The 23,778-nt window shown below is 62.3% G+C and carries 22 protein-coding genes and 1 tRNA gene; 19 read left to right on the plus strand and 4 right to left on the minus strand.

Features of this window, described 5'->3' with window-relative positions; translation table 11 throughout:
* Window positions 1-136: 136 nt before the first annotated feature.
* The 4 genes from FDP28_RS06250 to FDP28_RS06265 all read right to left on the minus strand — a co-directional run bounded on the left by FDP28_RS06250 (window position 137) and on the right by FDP28_RS06265 (window position 3,189).
* Window positions 137-209, minus strand: a tRNA-Arg gene (locus FDP28_RS06250).
* Window positions 210-305: 96 nt separating this feature from the next.
* Window positions 306-1,808: an FAD-dependent oxidoreductase gene (locus tag FDP28_RS06255; RefSeq protein ID WP_144659850.1), complete on the minus strand. Its 1,503-nt coding sequence runs from the start codon at window positions 1,806-1,808 to the stop codon at window positions 306-308.
* Complete coding sequence (locus tag FDP28_RS06260; RefSeq protein WP_144659851.1) at window positions 1,805-2,677, minus strand: FAD:protein FMN transferase; 873 nt, start codon at window positions 2,675-2,677, stop codon at window positions 1,805-1,807. The genes FDP28_RS06255 and FDP28_RS06260 overlap by 4 nt, the downstream gene beginning before the upstream one ends.
* Window positions 2,678-2,682: 5 nt before the next feature.
* Entirely contained in the window at window positions 2,683-3,189 is a 507-nt protein-coding gene (locus tag FDP28_RS06265; RefSeq protein WP_144659852.1) for an FMN-binding protein, read from the minus strand.
* A 247-nt stretch (window positions 3,190-3,436) separates the two neighbouring features.
* Between FDP28_RS06265 and argS the strand changes: the two genes are divergently transcribed.
* The 19 genes from argS to atpA all read left to right on the plus strand — a co-directional run bounded on the left by argS (window position 3,437) and on the right by atpA (window position 23,762).
* Window positions 3,437-5,086: an arginine--tRNA ligase gene (gene argS / locus FDP28_RS06270; protein WP_144659853.1), complete on the plus strand. Its 1,650-nt coding sequence runs from the start codon at window positions 3,437-3,439 to the stop codon at window positions 5,084-5,086.
* Between the two features lie 3 nt (window positions 5,087-5,089).
* Entirely contained in the window at window positions 5,090-6,562 is a 1,473-nt protein-coding gene (gene lysA / locus FDP28_RS06275) for a diaminopimelate decarboxylase (protein WP_144659854.1), read from the plus strand.
* A complete protein-coding gene (locus FDP28_RS06280) occupies window positions 6,555-7,871 on the plus strand; it encodes a homoserine dehydrogenase (protein WP_144659855.1) in 1,317 nt (438 codons plus the stop codon). The genes lysA and FDP28_RS06280 overlap by 8 nt, the downstream gene beginning before the upstream one ends.
* Window positions 7,872-8,975 (plus strand): threonine synthase, encoded by a 1,104-nt coding sequence (gene thrC / locus FDP28_RS06285; protein WP_144659856.1) that lies wholly within the window; start codon window positions 7,872-7,874, stop codon window positions 8,973-8,975.
* Between the two features lie 2 nt (window positions 8,976-8,977).
* Window positions 8,978-9,952 carry a homoserine kinase gene (gene thrB, locus FDP28_RS06290; RefSeq protein ID WP_144659857.1) on the plus strand — a complete coding sequence of 325 codons (975 nt, stop codon included), beginning with the start codon at window positions 8,978-8,980 and terminating at the stop codon, window positions 9,950-9,952.
* A gap of 301 nt (window positions 9,953-10,253) precedes the next feature.
* On the plus strand, window positions 10,254-12,380 hold the full coding sequence (gene rho / locus FDP28_RS06295; RefSeq protein WP_144659858.1) for a transcription termination factor Rho: 2,127 nt from the start codon (window positions 10,254-10,256) through the stop codon (window positions 12,378-12,380).
* 238 nt (window positions 12,381-12,618) lie between these two features.
* Window positions 12,619-13,692, plus strand: a complete 1,074-nt coding sequence (gene prfA, locus FDP28_RS06300; RefSeq protein WP_144659859.1) for a peptide chain release factor 1 — start codon at window positions 12,619-12,621, stop codon at window positions 13,690-13,692.
* Between the two features lie 43 nt (window positions 13,693-13,735).
* Window positions 13,736-14,608: a peptide chain release factor N(5)-glutamine methyltransferase gene (prmC, locus tag FDP28_RS06305; RefSeq protein WP_144659860.1), complete on the plus strand. Its 873-nt coding sequence runs from the start codon at window positions 13,736-13,738 to the stop codon at window positions 14,606-14,608.
* A 12-nt stretch (window positions 14,609-14,620) separates the two neighbouring features.
* The gene (locus FDP28_RS06310) at window positions 14,621-15,358 is read left to right on the plus strand and encodes an L-threonylcarbamoyladenylate synthase (protein WP_144659861.1); all 738 of its coding nucleotides are present in this window, start codon (window positions 14,621-14,623) and stop codon (window positions 15,356-15,358) included.
* Entirely contained in the window at window positions 15,355-16,140 is a 786-nt protein-coding gene (locus FDP28_RS06315) for a WecB/TagA/CpsF family glycosyltransferase (protein ID WP_144659862.1), read from the plus strand. The genes FDP28_RS06310 and FDP28_RS06315 overlap by 4 nt, the downstream gene beginning before the upstream one ends.
* Complete coding sequence (locus FDP28_RS06320) at window positions 16,141-17,097, plus strand: glycosyltransferase (protein ID WP_144659863.1); 957 nt, start codon at window positions 16,141-16,143, stop codon at window positions 17,095-17,097.
* Between the two features lie 281 nt (window positions 17,098-17,378).
* A complete protein-coding gene (locus FDP28_RS06325; protein WP_144659864.1) occupies window positions 17,379-18,494 on the plus strand; it encodes an MraY family glycosyltransferase in 1,116 nt (371 codons plus the stop codon).
* A 117-nt stretch (window positions 18,495-18,611) separates the two neighbouring features.
* Window positions 18,612-19,103, plus strand: a complete 492-nt coding sequence (locus FDP28_RS06330) for a hypothetical protein (protein WP_144659865.1) — start codon at window positions 18,612-18,614, stop codon at window positions 19,101-19,103.
* The gene (locus FDP28_RS06335) at window positions 19,090-19,425 is read left to right on the plus strand and encodes a hypothetical protein (protein WP_144659866.1); all 336 of its coding nucleotides are present in this window, start codon (window positions 19,090-19,092) and stop codon (window positions 19,423-19,425) included. Before FDP28_RS06330 ends, FDP28_RS06335 begins: the two co-directional genes overlap by 14 nt.
* A gap of 81 nt (window positions 19,426-19,506) precedes the next feature.
* The gene (gene atpB / locus FDP28_RS06340; RefSeq protein ID WP_144659867.1) at window positions 19,507-20,307 is read left to right on the plus strand and encodes a F0F1 ATP synthase subunit A; all 801 of its coding nucleotides are present in this window, start codon (window positions 19,507-19,509) and stop codon (window positions 20,305-20,307) included.
* An 80-nt stretch (window positions 20,308-20,387) separates the two neighbouring features.
* Complete coding sequence (atpE, locus tag FDP28_RS06345; protein WP_011775261.1) at window positions 20,388-20,606, plus strand: ATP synthase F0 subunit C; 219 nt, start codon at window positions 20,388-20,390, stop codon at window positions 20,604-20,606.
* Window positions 20,607-20,655: 49 nt separating this feature from the next.
* Window positions 20,656-21,213: a F0F1 ATP synthase subunit B gene (locus FDP28_RS06350; RefSeq protein WP_144659868.1), complete on the plus strand. Its 558-nt coding sequence runs from the start codon at window positions 20,656-20,658 to the stop codon at window positions 21,211-21,213.
* A complete protein-coding gene (locus tag FDP28_RS06355) occupies window positions 21,213-22,040 on the plus strand; it encodes a F0F1 ATP synthase subunit delta (RefSeq protein WP_144659869.1) in 828 nt (275 codons plus the stop codon). Before FDP28_RS06350 ends, FDP28_RS06355 begins: the two co-directional genes overlap by 1 nt.
* An 84-nt stretch (window positions 22,041-22,124) precedes the next feature.
* Entirely contained in the window at window positions 22,125-23,762 is a 1,638-nt protein-coding gene (atpA, locus tag FDP28_RS06360; RefSeq protein ID WP_144660016.1) for a F0F1 ATP synthase subunit alpha, read from the plus strand.
* The last annotated feature ends 16 nt before the right edge of the window (window positions 23,763-23,778 follow it).

Consider the following 23,778-nt stretch of genomic DNA (forward strand, 5'->3'; position numbering starts at 1 on the left):
ATCGGAAAGACCAACTGCAATCAGCCTAGGAGCCGGGGCAGACAATTTTGCGGCGTGGCCCCGGCAAGCCCAAAAGTGATAGTCCGTAGCCGGCAAAGGGAAAACCCCGCCAGTTGAACTGGCGGGGTTTTCGATGTGCCCTCGATAGGATTCGAACCTACGGCCTTCTGCTCCGGAGGCAGACGCTCTATCCCCTGAGCTACGAGGGCATCCAGGGTATCCCTCCGTTGCCGGTGGGACGTCCTAGAGCTTAGCAGCCGTGACGCCGCAAAGGAAAACGGCCGCTCCCGTACCGTGCAAATGCCTCAGTAGCCCGCGAAAGAGTCCACATGGACCCGCCGGGCCCCTGCGCCGCGCGCCGCGGACCTCAGGGAATCGACACTTGCCGGGGAACCGGAGACAAACACCTCCCTGTCCGCGATGTCCGGAACCAGTTGCTTGAGCCGGGCTGCATCGATTCTGGCCGTCCCGGCGTCGAGCATGAACTCCGGGGGAGTGGAACCATCGGCAAGCCGGGCAATCACCGTTGCTCCCGAGGCTTCAAGCTGGTCCAGCCAGGCCAGGTCGTTACGGCTTTTGGCCAGGTACAGCACAACCGTGTCCCGTGAGGTGCCGTCGGCCGCCAGCTGCGACAGGAACGGCGTGATGCCGATCCCGGCGGCTATCAACAAAACCGGTTTGCCGGCGTCGTGCGGCAAAAGGAAATCGCCGCCCACGGCGGTGGCGGAAACAGTGTCACCTGGCCGAAGGGCGAGCAGTGCCTTCTTGGCCGTCGATAACGGCTCCGCCGTGCCCACCCCAAACGTCACTTCGGCAGCTCCCGGAGGGCTGGTGATGCTGAAAATCCGGCGTCGGCCCTTTCCGTCGGATCCTGAGTGCGGCAGGTTCAGTTCCATGAACTGGCCCGCAGCGAAACGAACCGGCCGCGTTGGCTCGAAACTGAATTCCGTGCTCAAGGGCGTCAGGGCCCGCGACCCCTTAAAGGTCAGCTCCACGCCGCCACGCTGTCCCAGGAAGAAGGCGATGAGGTTTCCCAAAAGCAACGCCAGCTCCGGTGAGTTTGCCACGAAGCCAAAGTTGTAGGGAACCGCGAAAACACAACCAACGACGGCGGCAAGCGCCAGTTGCTGCCAACGGCGGGGAGGAAGCGTAAGCGGCTCAGACAACATGAATCCGACAAAGAACAACAGGGGACGCTGGGCCAAGGTCTGCCACAAAGCCTGCCCCAGGGTCATGCTCCGGCTCAGCAGCTCCAGGGTAATGATGCTGGTTGCGACCACGAGGAAAACGGTGGCCATCAGCAACTTGCGGGTGCGGTAGAGGACCAGCATCACTCCCGGGACGAGCAACCACAGCATCGCTGGAGTCGCAGCCCACCAGGTGGCGATGTTCAGCCCGGTCAAACCTGTGATGAATGCCCCCGCGGCTGCCGGATTGAAAATATGTCTGCCACGGAAGGCCAGCGCGTATTTGGAGGCGCTCGCAAGAATGCAAGCCAGCGCCACGCCGGCCATGTCCGTAAGCCCGAAAGCCGGCCAAAACAGGAAATACAGCAGCAGTGCCGTGATGAGCGACGATTCGGTGTGCGGCTTCACCTTGAAGATGGCGGCGAGCAAACGGTTCGACCCATAGGTGACGCCGAGGCAGAGGACCAGATGCACCAGCATCTCGGGCAAGCCGAACGTCAACCAGCCCAGGACGTTGAGGACCATGCTGTACACCACCAGCACACCCAGGACCCACAGGATCAGGCGGTACATGGTGAAGCGGCCCAGCCAGGTGTCGATACGGGACTTCGCGGCAATCATGTGAACAGTCTCCCCTCAAAGCCGCCCGAATACGTGGCAGCACCCGCAGAGGAGACGCGGAGCCACGAGAATTCGAACTCCTGCTCAAGCAACGCAGGTTCCATCATGAACAAGGCCGTGGCCAGGCCGTCGGCCTCCAGCGCGCCCGCGGCCATGGTCCAGGTTGCCACCGTGGTGTGGATGGGCTTGCCGGTGGTCCCATCCAGGACGTGGTGGAGGCCGTCATCCCATACCCGGCGGTTGGACGCCGAGGCGCACAAGGCGGCGTTGTCCAACTCCACAGTCCCAATGGCCTGTTTGGGGTCGTAGGGATGTTCCAACGCCACCGTCACAGGATGGCTCCCCGAGTGCAGCATGTCGCCGCTGCCATCCACCAGGAAGTCACTGTGTCCTGCCTCATGGAGCAATCCACCCAAAAGGTCCACCAGCTGGCCTTTCCCGGCCGCTCCGATATCCAGCACCAGGGGTTCCTTCGCAGTCATCGCCGTGCCGGTCCATTCAAGGACATCTTCCCAACGGGCAGGTGCTTGGGGCACTCCCGAAGGGCTGAGGGAGTAAGCGGCGTCGTAGCCCAGCCTTTCGAGGCTGCTACCGATGAGCGGGGTCACTGCCCCCTGGCTCAGGCGGTACAGGACCGAATACAGCTCCTGGAGTCCGGCCGCGTGCTCCGGCAGCGTGATGCTGCCGGGGCTGCGGGAAAGGCCAGACACCAAGGAATCGGACCTGAAACGCGACCATGTCCGGTCATAGGCCTCGACGGCATCGAGCACCTTTTTCGTGAGTGCGGGAGCGAGCGGTTCAGGGGTCGAAATTTCCCACCCCGTACCGATTCCCTCGAAGCTGAAGCTGCTCCAGCCCGGGTGGGCCATGATGTCTACTTCGCCTGGGATTTGATCTGCTGGAGGGCGTCGTTGAACCCTCCCGACGTCAGGGAGGAACCGGCCACTTTGGAGACGTTGAGCTCGTCCACGTTCTTCCCGACAATCTGTGACGCGATGCCACTGGCAAACTCGCCTTGGAACTTCTTGGTGTTGGGGTTGGAAGGATGCACTGTGATGTTCACCGCAGAGACCTTGTCGGCGGCAAGCGTCAGTTCAACGCCCACCGTCTCCTGCCCATTGGGGGAGGTGTAGGTTCCGTCAGCGCTGTAGGTACCGTCCTTGTAAATGCTGGATCCTGCGGAGGCGATGGGGGCAGAGGACTGAGCCGAGGACGACGGGCTGCTGGTTGATGCCTGGCCGCCTTCCTGGGTAGCGGGGGCCTGCGTGGCAGGTGCTTGCGTGTTGGGCGCCTGGGCACTGGGCGCGCATCCTGCGGCGGTTCCGGCGATGGAGAGGCCGGCGATGCCGACGAAGATGCTCTTGCGAAGTGGCGTGGTCATGGTTCTGCTCGTTTCAACTGGACAAGTTCAACTGGAAGTAGGTGGTCTGGGGCTTGTACATCAGGGACATGGATGACCCCTTGATCAGGGATCCGGCCTGTGCCCATGTTCTTCACAACGTTGAAATCAGCGTAATGGTTCAGTCTGTGGTGGCGGCCAGCCGTTCCTGTGTACCTGCTGTGGTCAAATTATCCACATACGGGTCCTCGAATTCCGCGTCTTTGCGGGCCACCGGTAGGCTAGATCCGTGACTCCCGAAGAACTCTCTGCTGCCATATCCGCCTGCCTTAAGGACGCTGTCTCCACTGGCGAAATCGCCTTGACGGAATCTGCCGTGCCCGACGCCGTGCGCGTAGAGCGACCAAAAAACCGGGACCACGGGGATTGGGCCACCAACATTGCCCTGCAGCTGTCCAAGCAGGCCGGGATGAATCCGCGTGAATTCGCAGGCATCCTGAGCACCCATCTTCAGGGCATCCCCGGGGTAACCGGTGTGGAAATCGCAGGACCGGGCTTCCTGAACATCACCGTGGACGCCGCTACCGCTGGCACTCTGGCCAAAACAATCGTCGAGGCCGGCGCCGCGTATGGCACCAACCAGGCGCTCGCAGGCCGCGTGGTCAACATGGAATTCGTCTCCGCAAACCCCACAGGGCCCCTCCACATCGGCCACACCCGCTGGGCGGCACTTGGCGACGCCATCGCCCGCGTCCTTCGTGCCTCCGGCGCGGACGTCACGGCCGAGTACTACATCAACGATGCCGGCTCGCAAATGAACGTCTTTGCAAACTCCGTGCTCTCCCGCCTTCACGGCAGGGATGTTCCGGAAGGCGGCTACCCGGGCGAATACATCCGCGAACTTGGCGACGAAGTCCTCAAGGCGCACCCGGACATCCGAGAGCTCACCGACGAGGCTGCCCTTCCGGTCATCCGCGCTGCCGCCTACGAGGCCCAGATGGCAGACATCAAAGCCACCCTGGCCGACTTCGGCGTTGAGTTTGACGTCTTCTTCTCGGAGAAGGAACTTCATGACGCCGGCGCGATTGAATCCGCTGTTGCCCGTCTTCGCGAGCAAGGACACGTCTTCGATGACGGCGGCGCTGTCTGGCTGCGCACCACCGACTTCGGCGACGACAAAGACCGCGTCATGATCCGTGCCAACGGTGAACCGACCTACTTCGCGGCGGACGCGGCCTACTACCTCTCCAAGAAGGACCGTGGATTTACCGAGAAGATTTATTTGCTCGGTGCCGACCACCACGGATACATCAACCGCCTCAAGGCCATCGCGGCGTGTGCCGGCGATGACCCGGAGGTCAATATCGAGGTCCTTATTGGTCAGCTGGTGTCTGTCAACGGCGCCAAGCTGTCCAAGCGTGCAGGCAACATTATCGAGCTGAAGGACCTCATTTCCTGGCTCGGCAAGGACGCGGTGCGCTACTCCCTGGCCCGCTTCCCCGCAGACTCTCCGTTGACGCTGGATCCTGAACTGCTCAAGAAGAACAGCAACGAGAACCCGGTGTTCTACGTGCAATATGCGCACGCCAGGTCCCGCGGAACGGCCCGCAACGCAGCCGAGGCAGGAGTGGACCGCTCGGTCTTCGACGCAGCGCTCCTGGACCACGCCACCGAAAACGAGCTGCTCTCCTACCTGGGCAGTTACCCGTCGATCGTGGCCAAGGCTGCGGAACTGCGTGAGCCGCACCGCGTGGCACGCCACCTGGAGGTCATCGCCGGTGCCTACCACCGCTGGTATGACGCCTGCCGCGTTTCGCCCCAGGGCGACGAGCCTGTCCAGGACGTGAACCGGACACGTTTGTGGCTGAATGATGCCACCAGCCAGGTACTTGCCAACGGACTCGAACTGCTCGGCGTTTCGGCGCCGGAACGGATGTAGGAAATGACCACAGAAGCCAGTCACGCCTCTCCTCTTGCGCCGGAATGGTTGGCCCTTCCGGAGGACCTCAACGCCCTGCAGTCACCCATGTGGGCTGCCGGAGTGGAAAAGAACGACGCCGGTGTTCTCACCATTGATGGCATTGCCGTCAGCGAGCTCAAGGAACAGTTCGGCACTCCGCTCTTTGTCATGAGCGAGTCCGATTTCCGTTCCCGTGCCCGGGACTTCAAGGACTCCTTCGATGCCGCCTTCGCGGACATTTGCGGGGGAGCGGACGTGTACTACGCCGGCAAATCGTTCCTGTGCACAGCCGTCGCGAGCTGGGTGGCAGAAGAAGGTCTCCGACTCGACACCTGTTCCGGAGGCGAACTGGCTGTCGCCGCCCGCGCCGGCATCGCAGGGCCCAACCTGGGCCTGCACGGAAACAACAAGTCGGACGCCGAGATCAATCGTGCCTTGGACATGCAGGTAGGCAGGATCGTGGTGGACAGCCTCGACGAACTCGAGCGGGTCGCCAAGATTGCCTCGGGCAGGGGGGAAATTGCCAAGGTTATGCTCCGCCTGACTCCTGGTGTCCATGCCCACACGCACGAGTTCATCGCAACGGCCCACGAGGACCAGAAGTTTGGCCTCTCAATGGCTGAAGATTCCACCGAGGAAGCCGGTCTGTCCGCTGCAGAGGAGGCAGTGGCAGCGGCGACGTCCTATGCCAGCATCGAACTACTGGGCCTGCACTGCCACATCGGCTCGCAGATTTTCGAGCCCGACGGCTTCGCCGTGGCGGGGGAGAAGCTTCTGCGGTTCCTCGCCGCCATGCAAAGCAAGTACTCCATCGTCCTTCCCGAACTGGATCTCGGCGGCGGCTACGGTATCGCCTACACCCCGGTGGACACCCCGCGCCCACCGGCCGAAGTCGCGCAGGCGATGGCCGCCGTCGTGCGTTCCACCTGCGACGAACTGGGCATCACCGCGCCGCGCATCTCCATCGAGCCGGGCCGCGCGATCGTCGGCAGCACGACGTTCACCCTCTACGAAATCGGTACCCTCAAGACTGTCCGCGTTGACGCCCCCGGGGAGGAAGCAGGACAAGAGAACGTTACGTATCCGCGCCGCTATGTGTCGGTGGACGGAGGGATGAGCGACAACGCCCGTCCGGTGCTGTACGACGCGGATTATTCGGCAATTTTGGCTTCGCGCGCTTCGGATGCCGCTCCGCAGCTGTCCCGAGTAGTGGGCAAACATTGCGAGAGCGGCGACATAGTTGTTAGAGATGTATATCTGCCCGCGGACGTGGCAGCCGGTGATTTGCTCGCAGTACCGGGTACCGGCGCCTACTGCTGGGCCCTCTCCAGCAATTACAACTACCTGGCCCGGCCTGGCGTTGTCGCTGTACGCGACGGAGCCGCCAGGCTCATTGTCCGCGGGGAAACCGAAGAAGATCTCTTGAACCGCGACATGGGAGTGGCGAATGTCTGAAGTGCGAACCTTGAAAGTGGCCCTGCTGGGCTGTGGCAACGTTGGGGCCCAGGTCGCGCGGATTCTGATTGACGACGCCGAAGCACTGGCCGCCCGCAGCGGTGCCCGCCTTGAACTCTCCGGTATCGCAGTCCGCAATGTCGATTCCCCACGTGACGTCGAGCTGCCGCGCGAGCTCTTTACGACGGACGCCGACATACTGGTCAAGGATGCGGACCTGGTCATCGAACTCATGGGCGGCATCGAACCGGCCCGTTCATTGATCCTCACCGCAATCCAGAACGGTGCCTGCGTTGTCACCGGCAACAAGGCCCTGCTGGCGCAGGATGGACCCACCCTGTACGAAGAGGCCGATAAAGCCGGTGTGCAGTTGTCCTACGAGGCCGCCGTCGCCGGAGCCATCCCCATCCTGCGTCCCATCCGCGACAGCCTCTCCGGGGACCGGATCACCCGGGTCCTGGGCATCGTCAACGGCACCACCAACTTCATCCTCGACCAGATGGACAGCACGGGCGCACAGTTCGCTGACGCCCTGGCAGAAGCCCAGCGCCTCGGCTACGCCGAAGCCGACCCTACTGCGGACGTCGAAGGACACGACGCCGCAGCCAAGGCTGCCATCCTCGCGTCATTGTCGTTCCACACCCGTTTCTCCCTGGACGACGTCTACTGCGAGGGCATCACCAAAGTCAGTGCCTCGGACATCGCATCGGCCAAGGAAGCCGGATTCGTCATCAAGTTGCTGGCGATTGCGGAAAAGATCGACTCCGAGGACCACGGCAGCGGCATCTCGGTGCGTGTGCACCCCACTTTGCTCCCGCGTGAACACCCCCTCGCGGCGGTTCGCGGTGCTTTCAACGCGGTGTTTATCGAGGCAGAAAATGCCGGCGAGCTGATGTTCTACGGCCAGGGAGCCGGGGGAACGCCCACGGCATCGGCTGTGCTCGGTGACCTCGTATCCGCCGCCCGCCGCTTGGTTCTGGGTGGACCGGGTCGAACTGAAACCACCACGGGCCACGTACCTGCGCTGGCCATCGATGCCTCCAACACCAGCTACTACATCGGCCTGGACGTCGCCGACCAGGCAGGTGTCCTTGCCCGTATTGCGCACATCTTTGCGGAGAACGGCGTGTCCATCGAAATCATGCGTCAAACGATCCACCGCGACTCTGAGTCAAAGGTTGAGTCCGCCGAACTGAAGATCGTGACGCACCGTGCATCCGAAGCTGCACTCGCAGCAACCGTCGAGGCCGTCAAGGGCCTTGACGTCATCAATTCCGTCACATCCGTACTGCGGGTAGAAGGGGTCTAAGTGGCTCACCAATGGCGCGGAGTAATCCGCGAATATGCTGATCGTTTGCCTGTAACGGAAGCCACGAAGGTCATCACCCTCGGCGAAGGGGGCACGCCGCTCGTTCACGCCCACAAGCTCTCCGAACTGACCGGATCCGAGGTTTACCTCAAGGTCGAAGGCATGAACCCCACGGGATCCTTCAAGGACCGCGGTATGACCATGGCCATGACAGCAGCTGTCGAGGCCGGCGCCAAGGCCGTGGTTTGCGCCTCGACGGGAAACACCTCGGCATCCGCCGCAGCCTACGCGACGGCCGCAGGTTTGAAGTGTGCAGTGCTGGTACCCGAAGGCAAGATTTCCATGGGCAAGTTGAGCCAGGCGATCGCCCACGGCGCTACCTTGCTCCAGGTCGACGGCAACTTCGACAACTGCCTGGATATCGCCCGCAAGCTTGGCGAATCCTACCCGGTGTTCCTGGTGAACTCGGTCAACCCCGCACGCATCCAGGGCCAGAAGACAGGCGCCTTCGAAGTGGTGGATTCATTGGGTGATGCCCCGGATATCCATGTCCTGCCCGTTGGCAATGCAGGCAACATCAGCGCTTACTGGAAGGGCTACAAGGAGTACGCGGCACCTTTCGAGACCGCCAACGGTACCCTTCCGGCCGTTTCCACCAAGACTCCCATCATGTGGGGCTTCCAGGCTGCCGGCGCAGCACCGTTCGTTGCCGGGCACCCCATCACGGAGCCGGACACGATCGCAACGGCCATCCGTATCGGCAATCCCGCATCCTGGGACACCGCTGTGGCGGCGCGGGATGAATCGGGCGGACTGATTGAAGCAGTCACCGACGAGGAAATCCTGGACGCGCACCGCTGGCTGTCGTCCAAGGAAGGCGTCTTTGTCGAACCCGGCTCCGCTGCAGGTGTGGCCGGGCTGATCAAGAAGCACGCGGCCGGCCAGGTTCCCTCGGGCAAAACCATCGTCATCACCGTCACCGGACACGGACTCAAGGACCCCCAGTGGGCCCTCCGGACCGAAGACGGCAGTGACGTCCAGCCCGTCAAGGTGCCGAACGACGTCGTCACCGTTGCAGCAGAACTGGGACTGGAAGAAAGCTAACAGTGGAATCGACACAGCCCACCGCGACAGATCGTGCCCTCGTCGCGGCAGGCCAACGGCTGACCGTCAAAGTCCCGGGTACAAGTGCCAACCTGGGTCCGGGCTACGACAGCCTGGGCCTTGCACTGTCCATTTACGACACCTTGACGGTGGAAACCCTCAGCACCGGAGAGCTCGAGTTCGAGCTCTCCGGTGAGGGCGCCGACACCCTTCCACGCGATGCCAGCCACCTTGTGGTGCGGGCCATCGATCTCGCTTTGGACCGTCTGGGCTTCCAGCACAGCGGACTGCGGATCATTGCCGACAACGTCAATCCGCACGGACGGGGGCTGGGTTCCTCTGCGTCTGCGGTGGTTGCCGCGGTTACCGCTGCCAACGCCATGGTGCCGGAGGAAGCGCAACAGAACCGGCAGTGGATTCTCCAGCTGACCAGCGAAATGGAAGGCCACCCGGACAACGTCGCACCCGCGATTTTCGGCGGACTGGCGCTGTCGTGGCAGGACAGCGAGCAGTACAGCACCACCCGGGCCGAAGTGGCTCCGTCGGTCACTCCCATTGTGGCCGTGCCGGATTACGAACTCTCCACCGAGACCGCCCGGGGCCTGCTTCCCGCATCAGTTGGCCACCATGCTGCGGCAATGAACTCCGGACGTGCTGCCTTGCTGATCCATGCACTGACTACAGAACCAGCGCTGCTGTTGCCCGGCACCGAAGATTATCTGCACCAGAGCTACCGGGCCCAGGCGATGAGGCCGAGTGCCGACCTTATCGCGGGCCTTCGGTCAGCAGGGCACGCAGCCGTCGTTTCGGGCGCAGGGCCCACAGTGATGGTCCTCGCCAACGGTGGGGACGACGCCGTTGAGGTGGTTGATTTCATCAAGTCGTTTACCTCCGCCAACACACCCGACGTCGGTTGGCGCGTGATGACGCTGGCTGTTGACGTTCAAGGTGCTAGAGTGGAAGTGCACCGCCGGTAAAACCGCGGGCAGTTCCCTGATTTTGGACTTCGGTGTTTCGCCGTACCTTTCGTCAACTGTGCCAACGTTGGTGGTGTCGTCTCTTTCCGGCCTGCATCAGGTCCGCAGAACTCTCTGTTTCCTGAATTTCAGGCTGGCTGTCCGGGTAACCGGTTCCAGTGAAGGCGATCAGTATCCGGCCCTGTTGGCCACAATCCATCAGGCACGGCCAAAATCACCGGCTGCAGATCTGAACTGCAGCCCAGAACAATCATCGCGTCCAGCTCTCGCTCTGGACGCCGTCGAGGGGGAAGGATCCTTCGTGACAGAAACCACTGAGCTGGCTTCAGCTGTGGACACATCATCTTCTGCTGCTGAGTCGTCAACGGCAGCAACCAAGAGCAGCGGCCTCGCAGGCCTCAAGCTCGCCCAGCTCCAGGCTCTCGCGAGCCAGTTGGGTATCTCGGGGGGATCCCGTATGCGCAAGGGAGATTTGGTCACGGCCATCTCTGCCCACCGCGCGGGCACCTCCACGACCAAGGCTCCTGCCAAGGCCACTGCTGCCAAGGCTCCTGCCGTGGCCAAGGAAGCCCCGGTTGCCGAGGCCAAGGCCCCGGAGGCGGGCACGCCTGTTGAGGCTGCGGCGGAGGCTCCCGCCCAGGAGGCCCCCCGTGGTCGCGGCCGTGGCCGCAGCCGTCGGGCAACGAGCGATGGCGTCGTCGCAGCTGCTGAGGCCGCCGCGTCCACGGCTGCCGCAACCACTGCTGCACCGGCCGCAGAGCCCGCTGAAGCACCCGCCGTCGAGACTCCGGCAGCAGCCGAAGCCACCGACGCCGGAACAGAGCGTCGCCAGCCACGCACCCGCAACCGCCGCCGCGGCGAAGCTGCCGCAGCTCCTGCTGAAGGAGCGGAAGCACCGGCAGGCGAACAGCGCAACGAACAGCGTGAGCAGCGTGCAGAACGCACCGAGCAGCGTGAGCAGCGTGCAGAACGCACCGAACAGCGTGAGCAGCGCGAGCAGTCCGACTCCGGCGATCAGCAGCGCGAACGCCGCGACAACAGCCGCGGACGCCGTGACGACAACAACGACGGCGACGACACCGGCAACCGCCGCAACCGCCGCAACCGTCGGGACCGCAACGACCAGAATGACCGCAACGACCGCCGGGGCGGCCAGGACAGCCGTGATGGAAACTCCCGCAGCGACCGTTTCCGCGACCGCAACGAACGTCGTCGCGGACGTGCGCAGGGGCCGGACGTTGACGACGTCGAGGTCACTGAGGACGATGTCCTGCTCCCCGTGGCTGGCATCCTCGATGTCCTGGAGAACTACGCCTTCATCCGTACCTCGGGTTACCTCCCGGGTGCCAATGACGTCTACGTCTCCCTGGCCCAGGTCAAGAAGTACAACCTCCGCAAGGGCGACGCCGTCGTAGGTGCCATCCGCGCACCACGCGAAGGCGAAGACCGTGGACAGCAGTCTGCCCGCCAAAAGTTCAACGCGCTTGTCCGCGTCACCTCGGTCAACGGCAAGACTCCCGAGGAACTCAAGGACCGCGTCGAGTTCGCAAAGCTCGTTCCGCTCTACCCGTCTGAGCGCCTGCGCCTGGAAACGGACCCCAAGAAGATCGGCCCCCGAGTCATCGACCTCGTGGCCCCGATCGGCAAGGGCCAGCGTGGCTTGATCGTTTCCCCGCCGAAGGCCGGTAAGACGCTCATCCTGCAGTCCATCGCGAACGCCATCACCACCAACAACCCTGAGGTCCACCTCATGATGGTGTTGGTTGACGAACGCCCCGAAGAAGTCACGGACATGCAGCGCACGGTCAAGGGCGAGGTCATTGCCTCCACCTTCGACCGTCCCGCCGACGACCACACTACGGTTGCCGAGCTCTCCATCGAACGCGCCAAGCGTCTCGTGGAGATGGGCATGGACGTTGTGGTCCTCCTTGACTCCATGACCCGTCTGGGCCGTGCCTACAACCTGGCAGCGCCGGCCTCGGGCCGCATCCTGTCCGGTGGTGTGGACTCCGCGGCCCTGTACCCGCCCAAGCGCTTCTTCGGTGCAGCCCGCAACATCGAAAACGGTGGCTCGCTCACGATTCTGGCCACAGCTCTGGTTGAGACCGGCTCCAAGATGGACGAAGTCATCTTCGAAGAGTTCAAGGGCACCGGCAACATGGAGCTCCGCCTGTCCCGCCAGCTGGCAGACAAGCGAATCTTCCCGGCCGTGGACGTCAACGCTTCGGGTACCCGTCGCGAAGAAAACCTGCTCTCGCCTGAAGAAGTCAAGATCATGTGGAAGCTGCGTCGTGTCCTCTCCGGCCTGGAGCAGCAGCAGAGCCTTGAACTGCTGACCAACAAGATCCGGGAGACGCAGAGCAACGTCGAGTTCCTCATGCAGGTGCAGAAGACGACGCTCGGAGCGAAGTCGGATAACGACAAATAGCTGTTTTACTGAGCCGCTGATTCTGCTGCCCCCGCCCCTACGCGTGGTGGCCATGTCCTAACGGACTTTGCCACCACGCTCCGGCAGGCCCGAAGCCACTCCCGGGGCAGCAGAATCAGCGGCTCGTTCCGTTTTCGGCTCGCCTTCGCGGGCCGGTTGTTAATACTCGACGGCGGTCGTGTCACCTTCCGCTGTTTGCGCCACTAAACTTGAGCGCAGCGTTGAAAGGTTGTTCTAAATGTTTGAGTCCGTACAGGGATTGCTTGATGAGCATGCTGCTATTCAGGCGCAGCTGAGTGATCCTGCTGTTTATGCCGACCAGTCTGCTGCCAGGAAGTTGGGGCGGCGCTCTGCCGAGCTTCAGGGCATCGTGGAGGCCTACAACAAGTGGCGCGGGCTCAACGACGACCTCGAGGCGGCCAAGGAAATGGCTGACGAGGATCCCGAGTTTGCCGCGGAAGTGGAGCAGCTTGAGGAACAGATTCCTGCCGCGCAGGAGCGCTTGCGCCGTTTGCTGATCCCTCGCGATCCCGATGACGCCCGCAACGTCATCCTTGAAGTGAAGGGTGGCGAAGGCGGCGATGAAGCCGCGTTGTTCGCCGGTGACCTTCTGCGCATGTACATGCGCTACGCAGAATCACGTGGCTGGAAGACCGAAATGATCTCTGCCACGGAGTCGGACCTTGGCGGCTACAAGGACGTGTCCGTGGCCATCAAGGGCAACTCGAATGACCCGGCGCAGGGTGTTTTTGCCCGGTTGAAGTTCGAAGGCGGCGTCCACCGCGTGCAGCGCGTTCCGGTGACCGAGTCGCAAGGCCGGATCCACACTTCGGCCGCCGGCGTCTTGGTGCTTCCCGAAGTCGATGAGCCGGAAGAACTGGAAATCAACCAGAACGACCTCAAGATCGACGTCTACCGCTCATCCGGTCCCGGCGGACAGTCCGTGAACACCACCGACTCCGCCGTCCGCATCACCCACTTGCCGACGGGCATTGTGGTGGCCATGCAGAACGAGAAGTCGCAGCTGCAGAACCGTGAAGCCGGTATGCGCGTTCTCCGCGCCCGCCTTCTGGCGCACCAGCAGGAACAGATTGATGCTGCCAACTCCGAGCAGCGCAAGTCGCAGATCCGTACCATGGACCGCTCGGAGCGCATCCGCACGTACAACTTCCCGGAGAACCGCATTGCGGATCACCGCACCGGGTACAAGGCCTACAACCTGGACGCCGTGATGAACGGCGATCTTGAGCCGGTTATCCAGTCCGCCATCGAGATGGACGAGCAAGCGCGCCTGGATGCTATTGGCGAATAGCCGCCCGGCAAGGCCTTTTCACCTTCAGCAAGCAAGGCAATCCATGACGTTTTACCCAGGCCAGAGCCTCGCGGACGCTGTTCGCGAGGCTACTGCCGTGTTGTCCGAGGCTGGTGTCCCCAGCGCACGCGTGGATGCCGAACTCCTGGCCGAGCACTTGCTGGGAGTGGGGTTGGGCCGCCTGCGCGCAATGCTGCTCGGTGATGCTCCCGCTCCCGACGGATACGAAGAACTGGTGCTGGAACGGGCAAGCCGTGTTCCCTTGCAGCACATCACCGGCGTCGCCTATTTCCGGCATCTCGAGCTGCATGTGGGCCCAGGCGTTTTCATTCCGCGTCCGGAGACAGAGTCGGTGGTCCAGCTGGTCATCGACAAAGTTGCCGGTATGCGTGAACCCAAAGTGGTGGACCTCGGGACAGGTTCGGGTGCCATTGCAGGTTCCATCGCCCACGAGGTGCCCGGCGCCCAAGTCCATGCCGTGGAATACAGCACCTTTGCCCACGCCTGGGCCGCGCGCAACCTCGAACCCCTCGGCGTCCGGCTTGTCCAGGGTGATCTCCGGGATGCCCTGCCCGAGCACAACGGAACCTTCGACGTCGTCGTCTCCAATCCGCCGTACATTCCCGCCGAGGCGATTCCGTCCGAGCCCGAAGTAGCCCTGCACGATCCGCCGGAGGCGTTGTACGGCGGGGGAGCGGACGGAATGGAACTCCCGACGGCGGCAGCCGCCTCTGCGGCCCGGCTCCTGAAAGAGGGGGGCTACTTCGTGATGGAACACGCAGAAGTCCAGGCAGAATGGATCGCCGGCATGTTGCAACGCATGGGACGGTGGAAAAACATCACCACGCACTTTGATCTGAACGGCAAAGAACGTGCAACCAGCGCGATACTGGCCAGTGTCGCGCCTGATGAGTGAAAGAATAGCGCTGTGACGACAACCTACAACTGCACTTCCGAGGACCAGCGCGCTGAAGGACTTCAGCATGCCCAGCGCGCCATCACTGAAAAGAAGTGCATCGTGATGCCCACAGACACCGTCTACGGGATTGCAGCTGATGCCTTTTCGCCATTGGCGGTGACCATGCTGCTGGCCTCCAAGGGCCGCAGCCGGCAAATGCCGCCTCCTGTGTTGATTCCCCGGATCAATGCCCTGGATGGGCTCGCAACTGAGGTGCCGGCCGATGCCCGTGCTTTGGCGCAGGCCTTTTGGCCTGGCGGGTTGACGTTGATTCTGCATGCACAGCCGTCACTTGATTGGGATCTTGGGGACACCAAGGGCACCGTAGCCCTGCGGATGCCTGATGACCACCTTGCCTTGGACCTTCTGGGCATGACGGGCCCCTTGGCTGTGTCGTCTGCCAACCGTACCGGGCAGGAAGCCGCGCAGACAGCGTCGGAAGCACGCTTGCAGTTGGCTGATTCGGTTGAGGTCTATCTGGAGGGTGGCTTCCGCCCGGTCAAGGGAACCGCGGCAGTGCCGTCCACGATTGTTGATGCCACGTCCACGCCCTTCCGGGTGGTGCGCCAGGGGGCCATCGAACTGGAACGCCTTCGCGAGATCGTGCCCTCGATTCTTGGCATCGGCGAAACAGTTGCTGCCACCGTTCCGGACGCCGATTCCGACACGGCCACGCCCGGGACCGACGGCGAAAACCAGCCCGGATGATTCCTGCACGCCAACGCGTCCCCGTCCTTGACGTGGACGCCACTCCGATGCGCGTCCAGGAGCTTCTGGATGCCATGACCGGACTCATTGAGGCCGGTAGCACCAGCACTGTCGTGGGGCACAACCTCCACAGCGTTACCTTGGTGCATTCCCGTGCCGACGTGCGGTCGGTCTACGAGAACAGCTCCATCGTCCTGCTGGACGGTGCTCCGGTGGCGATGTTGTGGGGGCTCGCCCACAAACGGCAACTGCAGCCGGCCGGTCAAGGGACCATGGCCTACAGGCTCGGTTCCATGGATTGGATCCCGGAGCTTGGCAAGATTCCCGGGCTGCAGCGGATTGCCGTCATCGGGGCCGGACGCGAGGCCAATACCAAGGCAATTGCCCGCCTTCGATCCATCGTTCCAGGAGCAACAGTGGACGGTATGCCCGGCGAAGCATGGGATGAAGCCCTGGAAGGCGCGGTGGTGGACTGGTTGGCCGCGTTCGGTCCCCAACTGGTCCTGTTGGGCCTGGGCATGCCCCTTCAGGAAACGGTCCTGCACCGCAGGCTCGGGCAACTTCCTCCCGCTGTGTACTGCGCCGTCGGTGGAGCGATAGAACAGGTGGCCGGTATCCAAAAGCTGGCTCCGCGGTGGTTGGGCCGCCTGGGCCTTGAATGGGCCTGGCGCCTGGTGCTGCACCCGGGCAGGGTCGCCTACAGGGTTTTCGTTGAACCGTGGAAGCTGGCCGCCCTGCTGCTGCGACGCCGTTTCCAGCCATCCAAGACCAAAGGCAACTAAATGTCATCGAAAGCTGTCGTGGTCGCTGTCGTAGTGACCTTCAACCGGCGTGAACTCCTCCAGACCACTTTGGAGGGCATCACCGCAGGCACCCGCGTACCTGACGCGATCGTCGTCGTGGACAACGCCTCCACCGACGACACCGCGGCGTTCCTGGAGCAATACCAAGCTCCGGTGACCACCGACGTCGTTCGTTTGAACACGAACGTGGGCGGTGCTGGCGGATTCGTCGTCGGCATGGAGCGTGCCATATTGGACCACCACGCGGACCATGTGTGGATCATGGACGACGATACAGAGCCACAGCCGGCCGCCCTTGATGAAGCCTTGGAGGTTTCCGAGGCTTACCGGCGGGAAACGGGGGAAGCTCCGGCGTTCATTGCGAGTCGTGTTGTCTGGACCGACGGCCGCGACCACCCGATGAACAGGATGCGACCGCGGCTGGGCGCAAGCGAGGCCGCACGCAGCACTGCTTCCCGGATCGGCGCAACCCAGATCCGCAGTGCCTCCTTCGTTTCGGTGCTGATCCGCGCCGAAGAGATCAAGCAGCACGGCCTTCCCATCGCGGACTACTTCATCTGGAATGACGATTTGGAGTACACCGCCAGGATTTCCCGTGACGGCACAGCACTGACCACCGAGGCTTCCGTGGCCAACCACCATACGAAAGTCTTTGGCGACGCCGGGGCGGATCCGGGCCCTCGGTTCTATTACGAGGTTCGGAACAAGCTCTGGGTCTACACCCGCTCGAACGCCCTGGCGCCCTGGGAGAAGATCCTGTTCACCGGAGCTTCCCTGCGTAACTGGACCCGGACGATTGCAGCCTCCTCCAACCGGAAGGTTCTGTTGGAGGGCCTGCTCAAGGGACTGCGCCACAGCCTGAAGGCGCCGCGTTCCAACGCGCAAGTACTGGACGGAATCTACGCCCTGCGAGACGTAAAGGAGCCTGTCCGGTAACAGCCGGACAGCCCGGGCCCAGCGAAAACAAGCTGCGGCCCTGCGGCTGTGTCACAGGGTGGTCACGGCCATTGGCATTAGTATCGTGACTAGAGTCCACGAAAAATCCCGCACTATTCGGCACAGCCGGTGCAGGCATGGCGACGGAGTAGTTCCATTTATCCACTGACAGAATTCCACACCCTGAGCTGCCCTGAGTTGCCCCTCATTGCAGCGCCCGGGCGGCGTGCACCGGTTGCGGTGTCCGCGTCGGCCAAGCGGCCGGTCCAGGGAGTCGCCTCATGATCATGTATCTGCTGATGGCTCTTACTGCTGCCGTCGTGGCTTACGGGGGAACCTGGGGAGCCCGCGTGCTCGGAAACAAGCTCCGCTTGTACCAACCCATCCGAAGCCGCGACATGCACTCCGCCCTGATCTCCAAACTTGGGGGACTTGGGATCTTCGTAGGCTTTTTCGCTGCGCTGGTAGTGGCTTCCAATTCGTTCTTCGTCAAGGACATCTTCAGGCACAACGACGCCCCGTGGGGGATCCTGGCCGGTGCCGTCGTCATTGTCGCGGTGGGGGTAGCCGACGACATCCTGGATATCCGGTGGTGGATCAAGCTCCTGGGGCAGGGGACCGCGGCCTTCATCGTGGCAATTTGGGGCGTGCGGATGTCCGTCGTGCCGTTCATTCCGGAGCCAATCGTCCTGAGCTCCGAGGTGGTCCAGATAGTGCTGACGGCGGGTCTGATCGTGACCACCATGAACGCCGTCAACTTCATCGACGGACTGGACGGTTTGGCAGCCGGGGTGGCCATCATCGGTGGGGGAGCGTTCTTCCTCACCGCGTACTGGGTCCACCGGAACAACCCGTCCACGGACAACTCGGACCTCGCGACACTCCTGATGGCCATCCTTGTGGGCAGTTGCATCGGCTTCCTGCCCCACAACTGGTTCCCAGCCAAGATCTTCATGGGTGACTCCGGGGCGATGCTCATCGGATTGCTCATGGCCTCTGCGGGTGTGGTGGCGACCGGACAAATCGGTTCAGGACTGTATGACCGTGCCAACGGCATCCCGACCATCGTTCCGATTCTGCTGCCGTTCGCGGTGCTCTCCCTTCCCCTGCTGGATCTGGGCATGGCAGTTGTCCGGAGGACCGCCCGGGGCCAGTCCCCGTGGTCTGCCGACAGAGGGCACCTCCACCACAAGCTGGTGGACCTCGGATACTCGCACCGCACCGCCGTCGTGATGTTGTATGTCTGGACGTCGATCCTTGCCTTCGGCGGCGTGGCTTTTGCCGTCTTCCCCTGGCAGGTGGTGCTGATCGTGGTTATCGCGGCCGCGCTGGTCATGGCCGCGGTGACGGCCTGGCCGTACTTCACCCGGAAAACAGCCGGGCCGGGGGAACAGTAGATGACGGCCGGTTATCGTCCCAGTTCTATCTCATGTAGAATTCTTACTGCGGACAGTCACTCGCCCGTAACCCCACTTTGAGAATATGGCACCTGTGCCACGAGGATTGGTATCCCCATGACATCCAACGCCGATTCCGGACGCCCGTCCGGCAAACGTGTTGTTGGATCTTTGGGTGGCCGGTCCTCGCTGTGGCTTAGGCTGCTGGGCCTCAGCGCTGCTTCGGCAACTGCTGCAACGGCGCTCACCTGCGTGATCGCAGCCTTCATGAATGGCGGCCAGGGCGCGCTCTCAGCCGCGTTCGGTGCCGCGCTGGTCATGCTCTTTTTTGGAATCAGCCTCCTGATCGGTCACTTTGTCGGCCGGAACAACCCCTCCGGTGCCGTCGGCCTTTTTGTGGCTACGTACTTCATCAAGGTTGTCGGCTTCGCCGTCGTGCTGTTCGTGCTCGGAGCTCCCGAGTGGCTGCACGCCCGGTGGTTCCTCATCGGGGCAGTCGTCACGGTGGTCTTCTGGCAAGCCGCCGAAATCTATGGTTTCAGCAAAGCGCGCCTCCAGATCTACAACGACCCCTCCGAGCCGAAGGGTGGTCCGGATGTCTCCGCGTAAGCGCTATTCACGCCCGTCCCTCGGCGGTCAGCAACCTGCCAAGCGCCATGACTCGGCTGAAGCCCGAAACGACGGTGGCTACAACGCCGGTCTCGCTGTCTTCAGCTACATCATTGGCGGGATCATTGTCTGGAGTTTGATAGGCTGGGGTTTGGATAATCTGTGGGGGACCCGCTGGATTGTGCTCCTTGGCGCTCTGCTGGGAGCCGCAGGAGGGTTCTATCTTTCCCATATGCACGGCCTCACCAGGCAAAGCTCCTCTTCTGGCGAGAGCAACGCAGACAGCGGTCCGTCCACGGACGGGGACAGTAATGCCAAATAATTTCACATGGAATGTGGATGCGTGCAACGCTTCCGGATTTCAACCAATGCCCAATGATGGACACAGCAGAGAGGAAACGCGTTGATCGCGCTTGCGCTCCCCGCCCAGGATTCGGGGTCCTTCACCCCACCCGGAATCGACGAAATGCACCTGCCGGCAATCCTGCCTTGGGGTGCGCACGACGGATTCTCCAAGCAGATGCTGCTGGTGATCCTTTCGGTCGTCATTATCGCTACATTCTTCATCCTCGCTGCACGCAAGCAGCAGCTGGTTCCCGGCAAGCTGCAGTTCGCCGGTGAGATGGCCTACGGCTTCGTCCGCAACAGCATCGCCAAAGACATCATCGGCGGCAAGGACTTCATCAAGTACGTCCCGCTGTTGTTCAGCCTGTTCTTCTTCATCCTGGTGAACAACATCTACGGCGCCATTCCGTTGATCCAGCTTCCGAGCTTCTCCCACGTAGGCGGCGCCTACGTGATGGCAGGCATCGTGTACGTCACCTGGATCGCAATCGGTCTGAAGAAGAACGGCCTCAAGTACTTCAAGCTCGCGACGGTTCCGTCCGGCGTGCCGTGGTACATCCTTCCGATCGTTGTTCCGATCGAAATCATCTCCAACTTCCTGGTCCGCCCCGTCACGCACAGCCTCCGTCTGTTCGCGACCATGCTGGCCGGCCACTTGATCGTGATGCTCGCCGGTTCCGGCATTGAGTTCCTGGTCATGCAGGAAAACGTGCTCCTCAAGGGCGCGTCGGTCCTGGTCCTCGTCGGTGCCATCGCCATGTACATGCTTGAAGCGCTGATCATGGCCCTGCAGGCCTACGTGTTCACCCTGCTGACCGCGATCTACATCGAAGGCGCCCTGCACGCCGACAGCCACTAAGGCTCCCAACACTTCCCCTTGCGGGGATGAAGCAACCCAAACAACCTGCCGCACGGGCGGCATCTTGAAAGGAAGAAAAAATGGAAGGCACCATCAACGGCTCCCTCAACCTCATCGGCTACGGTCTTTCGGCCATCGGCGGTGGTATCGGTGTGGGTCTCGTGTTCGCCGCTTACATCAACGGTGTTGCACGTCAGCCGGAAGCTCAGCGTGTGCTGCAGCCGATCGCGTTCCTTGGTCTGGCACTGACTGAAGCTCTTGCCATCCTCGGCCTGGTCTTCGCTTTCGTTCTTTCCTAGTCCTAAGAACCAAGCGAATCCAAGCACGAGTAGATAGGACGGGTGAAATATGAATCAGCTGATCATCTCAGCCGCCACTGAAGGCGAAGCGGCCGCGAACCCGCTTGTTCCCAATGTTTGGGAAATGGGCGTTGTCCTCGTCGGCTTTGCGGTCCTCATGTACATCGTGGTCAAGTTTGTTGTCCCGATGTTCGAGAAGACCTTCGCAGAGCGTGCCGAAGCAATCGAAGGTGGCATTGCAAAGGCCGAAGCGGCTCAGGCAGAAGCTTCTGCGGCTCTTGAAGAGTACAAGCAGCAGCTCACCGATGCCCGTGCCGAAGCCAACCGCATCCGTGAAGAAGCACGCGCCGAAGGCGCCCAGATCCTCGCGGACCTGAAGGCAAAGGCTGCAGCCGAGTCTGCACGCATCACCGAGCAGGCACATGCCGCCATCGAATCGGAGCGCCAGGCAGCTGTTGTCTCGCTTCGTTCCGAGGTCGGTACCCTGGCCACCACGCTGGCAGGCCGCATCGTTGGCGAAGCACTCACCGACGACGAGCGTGCTGCCCGCGTTGTTGACCGCTTCCTGGCCGATCTGGAGACCCAGAGCGCAGGTGCAGCTAAGTAATGGCAGGTATATCGAGCGAATCGCTGACCACGGCACTGGCACAGTTGGAAGCCAAGCTTCCCCTGGCCTCGCTGCAGTTGGCTAAGGACCTCTTCGGAATCCTGGGAACGGTGGACAGCTCGGCTGGCTTGCGCCGCGCCCTGACTGACCCGTCCCGTACCGGAGACGAGAAGTCGGCGCTGGTCAAGCAGCTGGTTGGCGGGAAAGTCTCCGCTGATGCAGCTGAAATCGCGGGCGGATTGGCCAGTTCACGCTGGGCGTCGGCACGCGATATCGGCGATGCACTCGAGACCCTTGCCGCCACGGTGGTCATTGCCGTAGCTGAAAACAAGTCGGCCGTTTCTGCCTCCGGTATCACGGGGCTGGAAGAGCTGGAAAACGATCTGTTTGCCTTCAACCAGGCCGTCGCCTCCAGCCACGAAGTACAACGTGCTTTGTCTGAGCCGCAGGCTTCCCCTGCGGCGAAGATCGCACTGGCCGAGAAACTGGTTCCTGGCATCAGCGAGGAAGCCAAGATTCTCATCAGCCAGGCAGTGACGCAGCCGCGCGGTGTCAAGCCGAGCAAGCTCGTCGAATCTTTCGCCAAGCTTGCAGCCAAGCGTCAGCAGCGCTGGATTGCAACTGTCAGCGTTACCCGTCCGTTGACGGAAACGCAGGCCAGCCGTCTGCAGGCCGGGCTTGATGCCCTGTACGGTCGCGAGCTGAAGGTCAACGTCAACGTTGATCCGGCACTTATCGGTGGTATCCGCGTTCAGGTAGGTGACGAAGTACTCGATGCTTCGGTCATCGCCCGCTTGACGGAGCTCCGCCGCCAGCTTGCCGGCTAGCGAAGACATAGCACAACTTAACTGATATAAAACCCGGTCATCGTGAGCAACGATGATCACGAAACAGGAGAGCAGGGACTGCAGATGGCCGAATTGACCATCAACGCCGACGACGTCCGTAATGCGTTGAACGAGTTCGCGGCGTCCTACGAACCCGGTAACGCAGAGCGCGTAGAGGTTGGTCGTGTGACCACCGCAAGTGACGGCATCGCCCGTGTTGAGGGTCTTCCCTCGGTCATGGCGAACGAGCTGCTTCGCTTCGAAGATGGCACGCTGGGCCTGGCCCAGAACCTTGACGTCCGCGAGATCGGTGTCATTATCCTCGGTGACTTCACCGGTATTGAAGAAGGCCAGGAAGTTCACCGTACTGGTGAGATCCTGTCCGTTCCGGTGGGCGACGCCTTCCTGGGTCGCGTTGTCGACCCCTTGGGCCAGCCCATCGACGACCTTGGCGAGATCAAGGCCGAAACCACCCGTGCACTGGAACTCCAGGCACCGGGTGTTACCGAACGCAAGTCGGTCCACGAACCGATGCAGACCGGTCTCAAGGCTATCGACGCCATGATCCCGATCGGCCGTGGCCAGCGTCAGCTGATCATTGGTGACCGCCAGACCGGTAAGACGGCAATCGCCGTCGACACCATCATCAACCAGAAGGCCAACTGGGCTTCGGGAGATGTCACCAAGCAGGTTCGTTGCGTCTACGTTGGTGTCGGCCAGAAGGCTTCCACCATCGCAGCTGTCCGCCAGACCCTTGAGGACCACGGCGCACTGGAGTACACCACCATCGTGGCGTCCCCGGCTTCCGACCCCGCCGGCTTCAAGTACCTTGCACCGTACGCCGGTTCGGCCATCGGCCAGCACTGGATGTACGGCGGCAAGCACGTTCTGGTGATCTTCGATGACCTGTCCAAGCAGGCTGAAGCTTACCGCGCCGTGTCCCTGTTGCTGCGCCGTCCGCCGGGACGTGAAGCATACCCGGGTGACGTCTTCTACTTGCACTCCCGCCTGCTGGAGCGTTGCGCCAAGCTCTCCGATGAGCTCGGTGCGGGCTCGATGACCGGTCTGCCGATCGTCGAGACCAAGGCAAACGACGTTTCCGCCTACATCCCGACCAACGTGATCTCCATTACCGATGGCCAGATCTTCCTCCAGTCGGACCTCTTCAACGCCAACCAGCGTCCTGCTGTTGACGTCGGTGTGTCCGTCTCCCGCGTTGGTGGTGCTGCACAGGTCAAGTCCATGAAGAAGGTCTCCGGTACCTTGAAGCTGGACCTGGCCCAGTACCGCGACATGCAGGCCTTCGCCATGTTCGCCTCCGACCTCGATGCTGCTTCCCGTCAGCAGCTGACCCGTGGCGCACGCCTGATGGAACTGCTGAAGCAGGGCCAGTACTCGCCGTTCCCCGTCGAGAACCAGGTCGTTTCCATCTGGGCCGGTACCAACGGTTACCTGGACGACGTTCCGGTTGAGGACATCAGCCGCTTTGAGTCCGAGTTCCTGGAGCACCTCACGCACAAGTCCTCCATCCTGACCACGCTGGCACAGACCAACGTCCTGGATGACGACACCGTTGCAGCCTTGAAGGAAGCCATCGTCTCCTTCAAGAAGGGCTTCTTCGGCGAAGGTGACAACCGCCTGGTTGGCGCCGGCCACGAAGAGCACGCAGCGATCTCCGGCGGCGACGTCGACCAGGAAAAGATCGTCAAGCAGAAGCGCTAGTTCCGACAACCTGCCC

Origin of the sequence: Paenarthrobacter nicotinovorans (genome assembly GCF_007670255.1) — a bacterium.
In the GTDB taxonomy this organism is placed as follows: domain Bacteria; phylum Actinomycetota; class Actinomycetes; order Actinomycetales; family Micrococcaceae; genus Arthrobacter; species Arthrobacter nicotinovorans_B.

Coding starts and splice junctions, on each gene's coding strand:
- FDP28_RS06255 (WP_144659850.1), bottom strand. CDS start 1,808: ATGATTGCCGCGAAGTCCCGTATCGACACCTGGCTGGGCCGCTTCACC.
- FDP28_RS06260 (WP_144659851.1), bottom strand. CDS start 2,677: ATGGCCCACCCGGGCTGGAGCAGCTTCAGCTTCGAGGGAATCGGTACG.
- FDP28_RS06265 (WP_144659852.1), bottom strand. CDS start 3,189: ATGACCACGCCACTTCGCAAGAGCATCTTCGTCGGCATCGCCGGCCTC.
- lysA (WP_144659854.1), top strand. CDS start 5,090: ATGACCACAGAAGCCAGTCACGCCTCTCCTCTTGCGCCGGAATGGTTG.
- FDP28_RS06280 (WP_144659855.1), top strand. CDS start 6,555: ATGTCTGAAGTGCGAACCTTGAAAGTGGCCCTGCTGGGCTGTGGCAAC.
- prfA (WP_144659859.1), top strand. CDS start 12,619: ATGTTTGAGTCCGTACAGGGATTGCTTGATGAGCATGCTGCTATTCAG.
- prmC (WP_144659860.1), top strand. CDS start 13,736: ATGACGTTTTACCCAGGCCAGAGCCTCGCGGACGCTGTTCGCGAGGCT.
- FDP28_RS06315 (WP_144659862.1), top strand. CDS start 15,355: ATGATTCCTGCACGCCAACGCGTCCCCGTCCTTGACGTGGACGCCACT.
- FDP28_RS06320 (WP_144659863.1), top strand. CDS start 16,141: ATGTCATCGAAAGCTGTCGTGGTCGCTGTCGTAGTGACCTTCAACCGG.
- FDP28_RS06325 (WP_144659864.1), top strand. CDS start 17,379: ATGATCATGTATCTGCTGATGGCTCTTACTGCTGCCGTCGTGGCTTAC.
- FDP28_RS06330 (WP_144659865.1), top strand. CDS start 18,612: ATGACATCCAACGCCGATTCCGGACGCCCGTCCGGCAAACGTGTTGTT.
- FDP28_RS06335 (WP_144659866.1), top strand. CDS start 19,090: ATGTCTCCGCGTAAGCGCTATTCACGCCCGTCCCTCGGCGGTCAGCAA.
- atpE (WP_011775261.1), top strand. CDS start 20,388: ATGGAAGGCACCATCAACGGCTCCCTCAACCTCATCGGCTACGGTCTT.
- FDP28_RS06350 (WP_144659868.1), top strand. CDS start 20,656: ATGAATCAGCTGATCATCTCAGCCGCCACTGAAGGCGAAGCGGCCGCG.
- FDP28_RS06355 (WP_144659869.1), top strand. CDS start 21,213: ATGGCAGGTATATCGAGCGAATCGCTGACCACGGCACTGGCACAGTTG.
- atpA (WP_144660016.1), top strand. CDS start 22,125: ATGGCCGAATTGACCATCAACGCCGACGACGTCCGTAATGCGTTGAAC.